Genomic DNA, 13043 nt, shown 5'->3' on the forward strand with positions numbered 1-13043 from the left:
CAACGGCCACACCGATGCTGCAACAACTGACGCAGGCCGGTCTGCTGCGAACGGTGCGGGGCCCGGAGGATGCGGCGGCGGCCACCTGGCTGGCCGAGCACTGGGGGGCGGCCGAAGCGGTGGTGGCCGTCGGGGCCTGCGGCCTGGTCACCCGGCTGATCGCCCCCCTGATCAGCGACAAGGACAGGGATCCAGCCGTGCTGGTGGTGGATCCACAGGGCCGATTCGTGGTGCCGCTGCTGGGAGGCCATGCCGCCGGTGGCGATCGGCTCAGCCAGGAGATCGCCGCCCTGATCGGCGCTGCAGCCGTGCTCACCGGCGCCAGCGCCGCCCGGCGAGGCCTGCCCCTTGATGCCTTCGGCCAGGCCTGGGGCTGGCGCCGGGGGGCAGGGGACTGGCGACGCCTGATGGTGGAGGCGGCCCGCGGCGACCACATCAGCCTGCGGCAGGAGAGCGGCAACACCCTCTGGCAGACGCTGGAGGCCGCCGACACCGCCGAAGCCAGTTTCCCTGAGGCCCTGGTGATCAGCCCCAACACCGGCGACGGCTGTCGCTGGCATCCCCCCGCCCTCTGGCTGGGCCTCGGCTGCGAACGGGACACGAGCCTGTCGTTGCTGGAACGCCTGGTGGCGGAGGGGCTGGCGCAGCAGGGGCTGGCCCCTGAGGCCGTGGCCGGCCTGGCCAGCATCGATCGCAAGGGGGATGAACCCGCCCTGCTGGCCCTGGCGGAGCAGCGGGGCTGGCCCCTGCGGCTCTTTGACGCCCCCACCCTGGCGGCGGTGACCGTCCCCCATCCCTCCGACGCGGTGGCCAGGGAGATGGGCACGGCGAGCGTGGCCGAGGCCGCGGCGCTGCAGGCGGCGGCGGCGGCGGGGGGCGCGGCGCGCCTGCTGGTGGAGAAGCGGATCGAGCGCGCCGGCGCCGGGGAGCGGGGTGCCGCCACCCTGGCGGTGGCCCTGGCCGGACGCCAGTGGGCCCCGCAGCGGGGCAGCCTGCAGTTGGTGGGCAGCGGTCCGGGGCCGATCGCCCTGCTCAGTGGCGAGGCCCGCCAGGCCTTGGCGGCCGCAACGGTATGGGTGGGCTACGGGCTCTACCTCGATCTGCTCGAACCGATCAGGCGACCCGACCAGCTGCGCCGCGAGGGCCGCCTGACGGAGGAGACGGCCCGCTGCGCCGAGGCCCTCGACCTGGCCCGCCAGGGCCTCGACGTGGCGCTGATCTCCTCAGGAGACAGCGGCATCTACGGCATGGCGGGGCTGGCCCTCGAGCTCTGGCTGCAGCTACCCGTCCTCGACCGTCCCGCCTTCACGGTGCACCCGGGACTGTCGGCCCTGCAGCTGGCCGCCGCCCGGGCCGGCGCGCCCTTGATGCACGATTTCTGCACCATCAGCCTCAGCGACAGGCTCACGCCCTGGGAGGTGATCGAACGGCGGCTGCGGGGCGCCGCCAGCGGCGATTTCGTGGTGGCCCTGTACAACCCCCGTTCCCTGGGCAGGCCCTGGCAACTGGGCCGGGCCATCGAACTGCTGGGCGAGGGCCGGCCGGCCACCACGCCGGTGCTGCTGGCCCGTCAGCTGGGGCGCACTGAAGAGGCGATCAGCCTGCACACCCTGGGCACCCTGCCCCAGGAGCAGGTGGACATGCTCACCCTGGTGCTGGTCGGCAACAGCTCCACCCGGGTCCAGGACGGCCGCATGGTGACCCCCCGGGGCTACCCGGGGGCGGCTCTGGCCTGAGGGCTGACGCAAAAAAATCGGGATGACAGGATTCGAACCTGCGGCCCCTTCGTCCCGAACGAAGTGCGCTACCAAGCTGCGCCACATCCCGATGGCCAGACTTTAGGGGATGGCCCGCAGGCCGCCCTGCCTACAGTCCGCCCAGCCCAGCGATGCCCGTGACCCTCAGCGACCCACGGCCCGCCCCTGCCAAGCCGCCCTGGTTGCGGGTCAAGGCGCCGCAGCGGGAACGGATCGGGGCGGTGGCGGACCTGCTGGTCGACCTCAAGCTGAACACGGTCTGCCAGGAGGCCAGCTGCCCGAACATCGGCGAGTGCTTCGCCGGTGGCACCGCCACCTTCCTGATCATGGGGCCGGGCTGCACCCGGGCCTGCCCCTACTGCGACATCGACTTTGACCGCAGCGTGCGAGCGCTGGATCCCACCGAGCCCGAGCGGCTGGGGGAGGCGGTGCGGCGGCTGGGCCTGAGCCATGTGGTGATCACCTCGGTCAACCGGGACGACCTGGCCGATGGCGGCGCCAGCCAGTTCGTCGCCTGCATCGAGGCCCTACGCCGCACGTCCCCCTTCACCACGATCGAGATCCTGCTGCCGGATCTTTGCGGCACCTGGGAGGCCCTGGCGGTGGTGATGGCGGCGGCGCCGGAAGTGCTCAACCACAACATCGAAACCGTGCCCAGGCTCTACCGGCAGGTGCGGCCCCAGGGGGTGTATGAACGCTCGCTGGAGCTGCTGCGCCGGGTGCGGGACGGCTGGCCGCGCACCTACACAAAATCGGGCCTGATGGTGGGCCTGGGGGAAAACGACGCCGAGGTGCAGGGGGTGATGGCCGACCTGCGCGCCCACGCCGTCGACATCGTCACGATTGGCCAGTACCTCTCCCCCGGCCCCAAACACCTGCCGGTGCAGCGCTTCGTGTCCCCCGAGGGGTTCGAAGCCTTCCGCCGCCACGGCGAAACCGACCTGGGCTTCCTGCAGGTGGTGAGCAGTCCGCTCACCAGAAGCAGCTACCACGCCGGCGAGGTGCGGCGCCTGATGCGCGAGCACCCGCGCTGAACACGACGACCTGGCGCCGTTCCCGTCGGTCCGGGTCCGGGTCCGCTCAGGCCGCCACGGCTTCCCGTTGGGCCAGACCCACCGTGGCCTTCTCGCTCGGGGGCACCAGCACCTGGAAGCGGCCTTTCCAGGTGGTCCAGTCGGCGAGAATCGCCGCGGCCTTGGTGCTGCCGGTGGCCTGCAGATGGGCCTCCAGCAGGGGGCGCAGCAACCCTTCCTGCTCGGGGGTCGTGAGGGGCACCAACTCCACCGACTCCGGATTGAGGCGGGCCGCCAGACCACCAGTCTCGTTGAGCAGGAAGGCCACCCCGCCGGTCATGCCAGCGGCCACATTGCGGCCGGTGCCGCCCAGCACCACCACCACGCCGCCGGTCATGTACTCACAGCAGTGGTCACCGACCCCCTCCACCACGGTGCGGGCACCGCTGTTGCGCACGCCGAAGCGCTCGCCGGCGCGGCCGAGAGCGAACAGCTCGCCTCCCGTGGCGCCGTACAGGCAGGTGTTTCCCAGGATCACCTGGGCACCGGGATCGGTGCCACCGGCCGGGGGCACCACGGTGATGCGGCCTCCGTTGAGGCCCTTGCCCACGTAATCGTTGGCCTCGCCCACCAGGCGCAGGTCCATGCCCTGGAGCACGAAGGCGCCGAAGCTCTGCCCGGCCGCACCATGGAAGGTGAGGGCCAGCCCCCCCTGGAAGCCGGTGTTGCCGTGCAGGGCCGCAATCTCGCCGCCCAGCCGGGCCCCCACGCTGCGGTCGGTGTTGACGATCGGCAGCTCGCGCACCAAGTGGCCATGGGCGTCGATCGCCGCGCGCACCTCCCGATCGGCGAGCAAGGCGTCCTCAAGCACCGGGCCGTTGTCGTGGGCCACGTCGTCGTGGCGCAGCCAGGAGCGGTCGGCGGCCGCAGGGATCGGATCCAGCAGGCAGGAGAGATCCAGGGCGCCGGTCTTGGTGAGGCTGATGGCGCGGGGCGCCAGCAGCTCGGTGCGGCCGATCAGGTCCTCGAGGCGGGCCACACCCAGCACGCTGAGCAGCTGGCGCACCTCCTCGGCCACGAAGAGGAAGAAGTTGACGACCTGCTCGGGCAGGCCCGTGAAACGCTTGCGCAGGGCTTCCTTCTGGGTGGCAACCCCCACCGGGCAGTTATTGGTGTGGCAGACGCGGGCCATGATGCAGCCCTCGGCGATCATGGCCACGGAGCCGAAGCCGTATTCCTCGGCCCCCAGCAGGGCGGCGATCAGAACGTCCCAGCCGCTCTTGAGGCCACCATCGGCCCGTAGCAGGACACGATCCCGAAGGCCGTTCTCCAGCAGGCTGCGGTGCACTTCCGTCAGGCCCAGCTCCCAGGGACTGCCGGCGTGCTTGATCGAACTCAGGGGCGAGGCTCCGGTGCCGCCGTCGTGGCCGGAGATCTGGATCACGTCGGCGTTGGCCTTGGCCACCCCGGCGGCGATCGTGCCGATGCCGATCTCGGCCACCAGCTTCACCGAGACCCGGGCGGCGGGATTCACCTGGTGCAGGTCGTGGATCAGCTGGGCCAGATCCTCGATGGAATAGATGTCGTGGTGGGGCGGCGGTGAAATCAGTGGCACGCCCGCCTTGCTGTTACGCAACCAGGCGATGTAGGCATCCACCTTGGGGCCGGGGAGCTGGCCGCCTTCGCCGGGCTTGGCGCCCTGGGCCACCTTGATCTCCAGCTGCCGGCCGCTGCGCAGGTAGGCCGGTGTGACGCCGAAGCGACCCGAGGCGATCTGCTTGATGGCGGAGCAGGCACTGTCGCCGTCGCGCAGGCCGCGCAGGCTGGGGAGGGTGGGCGAATGGCCCTCGCCATCGACATCGTGCAGGGGTTGGTAGCGGGCTGGGTCCTCGCCGCCCTCGCCGCAGTTGCTCTTGCCGCCGATGCGGTTCATCGCCACCGCCAGCACTTCGTGGGCCTCGCGGGAGAGGGCACCGAGACTCATGCCACCGGTGCAGAAGCGGCTGCAGATGCTCTCGACACTCTCCACCTGCTCCATCGGCAGAGGCACCGGGGCCGGCCTGAGCTCGAGCAGGTCCCGCAGGGCCGTCACAGGCCGGTTTTCGAGCAGCGTGCGGTACGTGGAGAAATGGTCGTAGCCAGGGCCCGCGGCGACGGCGGCGTGCAGGGCCTTGGCCATCTCCGGGTTGTTGAGGTGAAACTCCCCGCCGGTGCGGTACTGCACGAAGCCCATGAACTCCAGCTTGGTGCGGTTCAGCTCCGGGTAGGCCTTGGCATGGAAGGCCAGGGTCTCGCTGGCCAGATCCCGCAGGCTCAGACCGGCGACCCGGCTGGTGGTGCCCGTGAAGGCCAGATCGATCAGATCGGCGCCGATGCCGATGGCCTCGAATATCTGGGCGCCGTGGTAGCTGGCGAGCAGGGAGATGCCGATCTTGGAAAGGATCTTGCGCAAGCCCTCCTCGAGGGCCTTGCGCACGTTGGCCTGGGCCTTGTCGGCGTCGAGGGGGGGCAGCTTGCCCCGTTCAATCATCGACTGCGTACGCGGGTGGGCCAGCCAGTGGCGGGTGGTCTCCCAGGTGAGCCACGGACAGACCGCGCTGGCGCCGTAACCGATCAGGCAGGCGAGGTGATGGGTGCTCCAGCACTGGGCGGTGTCGACCACCAGGGAGCACTGCAGGCGCAGGCCGAGTCGCAGCAGGTGGTGGTGCACGGCGGCCACCCCCAGCAGGGGAGGAATGGCTGAGGTGCCGGCGGAGAGGCCGCCAGCGGCGCGGTCGGAGAGCACCAGAATCTGGACGCCACTGCGCACGGCCGCCTCCGCCTCGAAGCAGAGGCGGTGCAGGGCCTGCTCCAGTCCGTCGGGACCGTTGGCCACCGGCAGCAGCGTGGAGAGGGTGGTGATCCCGAGGCCGTGGGAGCCCAGCGCCTGGAGTTCGGCCTCGTTGAGCACCGGCGTGGTGAGGTGCAGCACGGCGGCACCGGAGGCATCCGGCCGCAGGGCCGAGCCGCGCCGGCCGAGGTGCATCTCCAGGCTCATGACCAGCTTCTCGCGCAGCGGGTCGATGGGGGGGTTGGTGACCTGGGCGAAACGCTGCTTGAAGTAGTCGTAGAGGAGATGGGGCTTGGAAGAGAGCACCGCCAGGGGGATGTCGTCCCCCATGCAGTAGGTGGGCTCCTTGCCCTGGCCGGCCATGTCCTCGATCACCAGATCAAGGTCTTCGGCCGTGAAGCCGAAGGCGGTCTGCTGCTGCAGGAGCTCCAGGTCGCCCAGGGAGCGGTCCGTCTGCCAGGCACCGGGGGCGAGGCTGCGGCGATGGTCAAGCAGCCAGCCGGCATAGGGAAGCCGCGCCGCGGTCTCCTCTTTCACATCCCAGTTGCGCAGCAGCCGGTGCTGCTCCATGTCCACCGCCAGCATCTGGCCGGGACCAAGACGCCCCTTCTCGATGATGCGGGATTCCTCCAGCTCGACCACGCCCGTCTCCGACCCCATCACCACGTAGCCGTCGCTGGTGATGCAGTAACGGGCCGGACGCAGACCGTTGCGATCGAGGGTGGCCCCGACCATGCGGCCATCGCTGAACACCAGCAAAGCGGGGCCGTCCCAGGGCTCCTGCAGACAGGCGCTGTATTCGTAGAACGCCTTGATCGCCGGCCGTTCGTCGAGTTCGGGCTGGTCACGGAAGGCCTCCGGCACCAAGGTGAGCAGGCTGTCGGTGATCGGCCGGCCGCTGCGCACCATCAGCTCGAGGGTGGCGTCGAGGTTGGCGGAATCGCTGAAGGCGGCGTTGACCAGGGGCCGCAGGTCCCGGGCGGCATCGCCCCAGACGGCCTCGAGATGGGATTCGGCGGCCCGGGCCCAGTTGATGTTGCCCAGCAGCGTGTTGATCTCGCCGTTGTGGCCCAGCAACCGCATCGGCTGGGCCAGGGGCCAGCGGGGCAGGGTGTTGGTGCTGAAGCGGCGGTGGTACACCGCGAAGGCCACCGTGAAGCGTTCGTCCCTGAGGTCGGCGTAGAAGGCATCCAGCACCTCCGAACGCACCATGCCCTTGTAGACGACGGTGCGGCCGCTGATCGAAGCGAAATAGAGATCTGTGGTGTCAGCGCCCCACACCTCCCTCACCCTGTCAACGGCGCGGCGCCGCAGGCGGAACAGCAGCGATTCGAGGGCGTCCACATCCGCCATGACGCCTTGCACGGCATCGGGGGCCGCCAGCAGCCACTGCTCGATGGCCGGGGCATTCTCCCGGGCCAGGGGCCCGAGCACCTCGGGAACAACGGGAACCTTCCGCCAGCCCAGGCTCAGAAGCCCGAGGCGCTCGGCCTCCTCGTCACAGATCCGGCGGGCCTGATCGCGCCGCTCCTCATCCGCAGGCAGGAACAGCATTCCCAGCCCCCGCACCATCGCCGTGGAGGCCGCGGCCGCCGGCCAGACGGCCTCCAGGAAGCTCCAGGGGATCGCGGTGAGCAGTCCGGCCCCGTCGCCGGAATCGCCATCGCCACCACAGCCGCCCCGGTGCTCCATGCAACGGAGGCCCCGCAGGGCCTGCTGAAGGACCCAGTGGTTGGGAACCCCATCGAGATGGGCCAGGAATCCCACGCCGCACGCGTCCGTTTCTCCAGGGCCTGGGGCCGAGCTGTCGCGATGGGGCCAGACAGGAGAGGAGGAGGACATAGGCCGATGTGGTGCTGCTGAAACGGAGCTGGAATTGGCTTGAAAGCAACAAGCCTAAAGACGCCGGCGGGGAAGGCCTGCCGTGGAGCTGCCGTGTCACCCGTGCAGCAGCCGAGTCCGCAACGACAAGGCAAGCCATCGATCCTAGGCAGGTGCCCCGACCCCCACAACGGTGGGACTAACTTTTTCCATTGACCGGCAGGACAGCATCGATGGCCAGGATCCTTCCCATCGCCCTGGCCCTGCTGGCCCTGACCGCGGCGCCGCCGGTCACCCGGGCAGCCCCGCCACCCATGCCACCACCCGTGCCCGTGCGGCTGGCCCCCGCGGCGGAGATCGGCGGCACCCGGCTGGCGCTCAATGGCCGCAGCCAGCAGGCCGCCTGGCGCTGGGGGGGCCAGGACCCTCGTCAGCCGCAGACGTTGTGGCTGCCCCTGGAGGTGCTGGAAGGCCAGCTGGGCTTCAGCAGCCGATCGAGCCCGGACGGCAGCCTGGCCCTGGAATGGTTCGGCCAGGAGCTGGTGGTGCCCCCCGGCCAGCAGCGCTCGCTGGCGGATGAGGTGGCCATCGACGTGGCGACGATCCTGCGGGACGTGGGCGTGACCGTGGAGCGCCGCGGCGACCTGCTGGATCTACGCCTGCCGGCGCCCCGCCTGCTCCAGGTCCGCAGCTCGGAGCAAGCCGGCTTCCGGCGCGTGGTGCTCGACTTGGACGGGCCCGCCTTGGTGCGCAGCAGCGAAGGCGGCGTCCAGCTGGCCCTGCTCAGCCGGTCTGACCAGCTGGCCCAGCTCACTGCCCGGGGCCTGCGCAGCGGCGCCAACGGGGCGGAACTGAACCTGAGCCTGCCAGGCGGAACCGCCCCCCTGCGCCTGTTCACCCTGGGGGAACCGGCCCGGGTGGTCATCGACCTGCCCCTGAGCGGCACCGCCACCGGCACGGCAGCGCCAGCACCGACGGCTCCTGCACCGATCGATCCCCGGCTGCTGGCGCTGCTGGGGCCCCAACTGCGCTGGGACCAGCAGGTGCGCGCCGTGGGGGGCACCAGGGTCCTGGTCAACGCCGTCAGGGTCGATCCCCGCAGCGGGCCACTGGAACTGAGGACCCTCAGCCGCCCCGACGGCATGGCGGGCCTCAGCTCCCTGGCGGCCCTGGCCCAGCGCCAGGACGCCCTGGTGGCGATCAATGGCGGCTTCTTCAACCGGGTGCGCCGCCTCCCGCTCGGCGCCCTGCGGGACCAGGGCCGCTGGCTGTCCGGGCCGATCCTCAACCGGGGCGCGATGGGCTGGGATCCCCGCAGCCTGCCGCGCTTCGGGCGCCTGCGGCTGGACGAATGGATCAGCGATGACCGTGGCCAGCGCTGGCCGCTGCTGACCATGAACAGCGGCTACGCCCAGCGGGGACTGAGCCGCTACACCGCCGAGTGGGGCCGGCTCTACCAGGCCCTGACCGGCTCGGAGACGGGCGTGATGCTGAGTGGTGGCCGCGTGCAGCGGCGGATCGGCAGCCAGGAGCTGGCGGCCGGAGTGCCGCTGCGGCCGGAAGACACCCTGGTGGTGGCCCGCGGCGGGGCCGTCCTGCCCTGGAGCGAAGGGACGTCGTTGCGCCTCGAGAGCCGCCCCAGCGACCCGTTGGGCAATGCCAACGCCGTGATGGGAGGCGGACCGTTGCTGCTCCAGAACGGCCGCATCGTGCTCAACGGCAGTGCCGAAGGGTTCGGCGCTGCCTTCCTGCGCCAGGGGGCGCCCCGCACGGTGGTGGGCAGCGATGGCACCCTCCTGTGGCTGGTGACCCTGGAGAGCGCCGGTGGCGGTGCCGGACCCACCCTCTCCGAGACCGCCTGGCTGCTGCAGCAGCTGGGACTGGTGGACGCCCTCAACCTCGACGGCGGCAGTTCCACGGGCCTGGTGATGGGCGGCAGCCACCGGGTCAAGGGCCGGGGGGTGGCCGGCTCTGTTCACAACGGACTGGGACTGGTGCCGGTCGGGGACGGCGCGGCGACCAGCCAACTGACCCCCACCAGCCAGCGGCTGGCAGACTGAGCTGATTCGCCTCTCCATCGTGCCCCGGGGCCATAGCCTTCGCCTCACCGCCGCCGCCGCCGCCGAGCTGTGCCGGCAGGCGGCCGTGGCCGGCACCCCGGGGCTCATGCACCTGGAGCTTCTGGAGGGCGCCTGCGAAGCCTGGGCGATCCGGCTGCGCCCGGGTCACCTGGCCGGCACCCCCGTGGCCCGGGCCGACGGCATCACCCTTTATTCCCCCGCGAAGCAGTTGCCCCTGCTGCAGGGTCTGCAGCTCGACTACCGGGGCGACCTCAGCGGCGGGGGCTTTCTGGTGCGTCCTGGGCCGGGCGTGCGCAGCTGCGCCTGCGGGGCCGCCTTCAGCCGCGAAACCTGAGGGGGACGGCGACGAAGTAACGTGACGGATTGACGAAACGGCCGGACAACCGGCCAATCCCCTCAGACGTCCACACCGAGCAGCACCCCGGCCCTCGATGCCCACTATTCAGCAGCTGATCCGCACCGAGCGGCAGCGTCTCACCCGCAAGACGAAGTCGCCCGCCCTGCGCGCCTGCCCCGAGCGGCGTGGCGTCTGCACCCGGGTGTACACCTCCACCCCGAAGAAGCCCAACTCGGCTCTGCGCAAGGTGGCCCGTGTGCGCCTGACCTCCGGGTTTGAGGTGACGGCCTACATCCCAGGCATCGGCCACAACCTTCAGGAGCACTCGGTGGTTCTGATCCGCGGCGGCCGCGTCAAGGATCTTCCCGGTGTCCGGTACCACATCATCCGTGGCACCCTCGACACCTCCGGTGTCAAGGATCGGCGGCAGTCCCGCTCCAAGTACGGCGCCAAGACACCGAAGGCCTGAGCCTTCGCTTCCCCGGCACTTCGCGGCCGGACCAGCTCTCTCCCGCTTTTTCTCCCTCCGTTCCATGTCCCGCCGCAACGCCGCCGAGAAACGCCCGGTTCTCCCGGATCCTCAATTCAACAGCCGCCTGGCCTCGATGATCGTGGCCCGGCTGATGAAGCACGGCAAGAAGTCCACGGCCCAGCGCATCCTTTCCGATGCCTTCACCCTGATCAACGAGCGCACCGGCTCCGATCCGCTCGATCTGTTCGAAACGGCGGTCCGCAATGCCACTCCCCTGGTGGAAGTGCGGGCCCGGCGGGTCGGTGGCGCCACCTACCAGGTGCCGATGGAAGTACGGCAGGAGCGGGGGACCGCCATGGCGCTGCGCTGGCTGGTCAACTTCTCCCGGGCCCGCAACGGTCGGAGCATGGCCCAGAAACTGGCCGGTGAGCTGATGGACGCGGCCAACGAAGCCGGCAGTGCCGTCCGCAAGCGGGAGGAGACCCACAAGATGGCCGAAGCCAACAAGGCCTTCGCCCACTACCGCTACTAAGCCGCCCCAAGGGGCCGGATCCCTGGGCTGATCCGGTTCCCGCAGATCGAACCAACCCCGGTCTGTAAAATTACGCCCGCTTTTTGTCGACCCACCCCCGGAGAACTTTCCCGTGGCCCGCGCCTACCCCCTGGAACGCGTCAGAAATATCGGTATTGCCGCTCACATTGACGCGGGCAAGACCACCACGACCGAACGGATTCTGTTCTATTCCGGCGTGGTCCACAAGATGGGCGAAGTGCATGATGGCGCCGCCGTCACCGACTGGATGGAGCAGGAGCGAGAGCGTGGGATCACCATCACCGCTGCCGCCATCTCCACGAGTTGGAAAGACAACCGGATCAACATCATCGACACGCCCGGCCACGTCGATTTCACGATCGAGGTGGAGCGCTCGATGCGGGTGCTCGACGGAGTGGTCGCCGTGTTCTGCGCCGTGGGTGGCGTCCAGCCCCAGTCGGAAACCGTCTGGCGCCAGGCCGATCGCTACAACGTGCCCCGGATCGTGTTCGTCAACAAGATGGACCGCACCGGTGCGAACTTCCTGAAGGTCTACGAGCAGATCAAGGATCGCCTCAAGGCCAACGCCGTTCCCATCCAGCTGCCGATCGGCGCGGAGGGTGATCTCAAGGGCATCATCGACCTGGTGCGCAACAAGGCGATCATCTACACCAATGATCTCGGCACCGACATCCTCGAAGAGGAGATCCCCGCCGACATGCAGGACGAGGCTGCGGAATGGCGCCAGAAGCTGATGGAGTCGGTGGCCGAAACCGACGAAGAGCTGATTGAAGCCTTCCTCGAGAACGGCGAGCTCACCCAGGAGCAACTGATGCGTGGCATCCGCCTCGGGGTGCTGCAACACGGCATGGTCCCCATCCTCTGCGGCTCCGCCTTCAAGAACAAGGGCGTCCAGCTGGTGCTCGATGCGGTGGTCGACTACCTGCCCGCCCCCGTCGATGTGCCACCGATCCATGGCCTCCTGGCCGACGGCAGCGAAGCCACCCGCGCCTGTGACGACAGCGCCCCCTTCAGTGCCCTGGCCTTCAAGGTCATGGCCGACCCCTACGGCAAGCTCACCTTCGTCCGCATGTACAGCGGCGTGCTGCAGAAGGGCAGCTACGTGCTCAACTCCACCAAGGACAAAAAGGAGCGCATCTCCCGCCTGATCCTGCTCAAGGCCGATGAGCGCGAGGAGGTCGACGAGCTGCGGGCCGGTGACCTGGGTGCCGTTCTCGGCCTCAAGGACACCACCACGGGCGACACCCTCTGCGTCGACTCCGATCCGATCATCCTGGAATCCCTGTTCATCCCCGAACCGGTGATCTCCGTGGCCGTGGAGCCCAAGACCAAGGGCGACATGGAGAAACTCGGCAAGGCCCTGCAGTCCCTCTCCGAGGAAGACCCCACCTTCCGGGTCTCCACCGATCCGGAAACCAACCAGACCGTGATCGCCGGCATGGGCGAACTGCACCTGGAGATCCTGGTCGACCGCATGCTGCGGGAGTTCAAGGTGGAGGCCAACATCGGCGCCCCCCAGGTGTCCTACCGGGAAACCATCCGCGGCAGTGCCAAGGGTGAGGGCAAATTCGCCCGCCAGACAGGCGGCAAGGGCCAGTACGGCCACGTGGTGATCGAAATGCAGCCCGGCGAGCCGGGTTCAGGGTTCGAATTCGTCAACAAGATCGTTGGCGGCATCGTTCCCAAGGAGTACATCGGTCCGGCGGAAGCCGGCATGAAGGAAACCTGCCAGTCCGGTGTGATTGCCGGTTTCCCCATGATCGATGTCCGGGTCACCATGGTGGACGGCTCCTATCACGACGTCGACTCTTCGGAGATGGCGTTCAAGATCGCCGGTTCCTTGGCCTTCAAAGATGGCGTCAAGAAGTGCAATCCCGTACTGCTTGAGCCGATGATGAAGGTTGAGGTCGAGGTCCCCGAGGATTACCTCGGTTCGGTCATCGGCGACCTTTCCTCCCGCCGCGGTCAGGTCGAAGGACAGTCCGTCGACAACGGACAGTCCAAAGTCCAGTCCAAAGTGCCTCTGGCCGAAATGTTCGGCTACGCCACCCAGCTCCGATCCATGACCCAGGGTCGGGGTATCTTCTCGATGGAGTTCAGCCATTACGAGGAAGTTCCTCGCAATGTGGCGGAAGCCATCATCTCCAAGAATCAGGGCAATTCCTGATCTTTCTTTCCA

8 protein-coding genes and 1 tRNA gene are annotated in these 13043 nt (G+C 69.2%); 7 read left to right on the forward strand and 2 right to left on the reverse strand.

What is annotated here, in order from left to right:
- The first annotated feature begins 14 nt into the window (after window positions 1-14).
- Window positions 15-1736 (forward strand): precorrin-3B C(17)-methyltransferase, encoded by a 1722-nt coding sequence (gene cobJ / locus KBY95_RS10965; protein WP_254965061.1) that lies wholly within the window; start codon window positions 15-17, stop codon window positions 1734-1736.
- A 17-nt stretch (window positions 1737-1753) separates the two neighbouring features.
- Here the strand turns inward: cobJ and KBY95_RS10970 are convergent.
- A tRNA-Pro gene (locus KBY95_RS10970) sits at window positions 1754-1827 on the reverse strand.
- 67 nt (window positions 1828-1894) lie between these two features.
- Here KBY95_RS10970 and lipA point away from each other — a divergent pair.
- Complete coding sequence (gene lipA, locus KBY95_RS10975; RefSeq protein WP_315858915.1) at window positions 1895-2791, forward strand: lipoyl synthase; 897 nt, start codon at window positions 1895-1897, stop codon at window positions 2789-2791.
- Between the two features lie 46 nt (window positions 2792-2837).
- On the opposite strand, the gene gltB is transcribed toward lipA, so the two are convergent.
- Complete coding sequence (gltB, locus tag KBY95_RS10980; RefSeq protein ID WP_254965045.1) at window positions 2838-7442, reverse strand: glutamate synthase large subunit; 4605 nt, start codon at window positions 7440-7442, stop codon at window positions 2838-2840.
- A gap of 212 nt (window positions 7443-7654) precedes the next feature.
- On the opposite strand from gltB, the gene KBY95_RS16290 reads away from it, so the two are divergent.
- The 5 genes from KBY95_RS16290 (at window position 7655) to fusA (ending at window position 13031) form a co-directional block, all read left to right on the forward strand.
- Window positions 7655-9481: a phosphodiester glycosidase family protein gene (locus KBY95_RS16290; protein ID WP_261353642.1), complete on the forward strand. Its 1827-nt coding sequence runs from the start codon at window positions 7655-7657 to the stop codon at window positions 9479-9481.
- 19 nt (window positions 9482-9500) lie between these two features.
- On the forward strand, window positions 9501-9836 hold the full coding sequence (locus KBY95_RS10990) for an AIR synthase (RefSeq protein WP_254965046.1): 336 nt from the start codon (window positions 9501-9503) through the stop codon (window positions 9834-9836).
- 97 nt (window positions 9837-9933) lie between these two features.
- Window positions 9934-10308 (forward strand): 30S ribosomal protein S12, encoded by a 375-nt coding sequence (gene rpsL / locus KBY95_RS10995; RefSeq protein ID WP_015109448.1) that lies wholly within the window; start codon window positions 9934-9936, stop codon window positions 10306-10308.
- A 64-nt stretch (window positions 10309-10372) separates the two neighbouring features.
- Window positions 10373-10843: a 30S ribosomal protein S7 gene (gene rpsG / locus KBY95_RS11000; RefSeq protein ID WP_254951669.1), complete on the forward strand. Its 471-nt coding sequence runs from the start codon at window positions 10373-10375 to the stop codon at window positions 10841-10843.
- 112 nt (window positions 10844-10955) lie between these two features.
- Window positions 10956-13031 (forward strand): elongation factor G, encoded by a 2076-nt coding sequence (gene fusA, locus KBY95_RS11005; protein WP_254965047.1) that lies wholly within the window; start codon window positions 10956-10958, stop codon window positions 13029-13031.
- The last annotated feature ends 12 nt before the right edge of the window (window positions 13032-13043 follow it).

Source organism: Cyanobium sp. Aljojuca 7A6 (genome assembly GCF_024346455.1).
Lineage (GTDB): Bacteria > Cyanobacteriota > Cyanobacteriia > PCC-6307 > Cyanobiaceae > Cyanobium.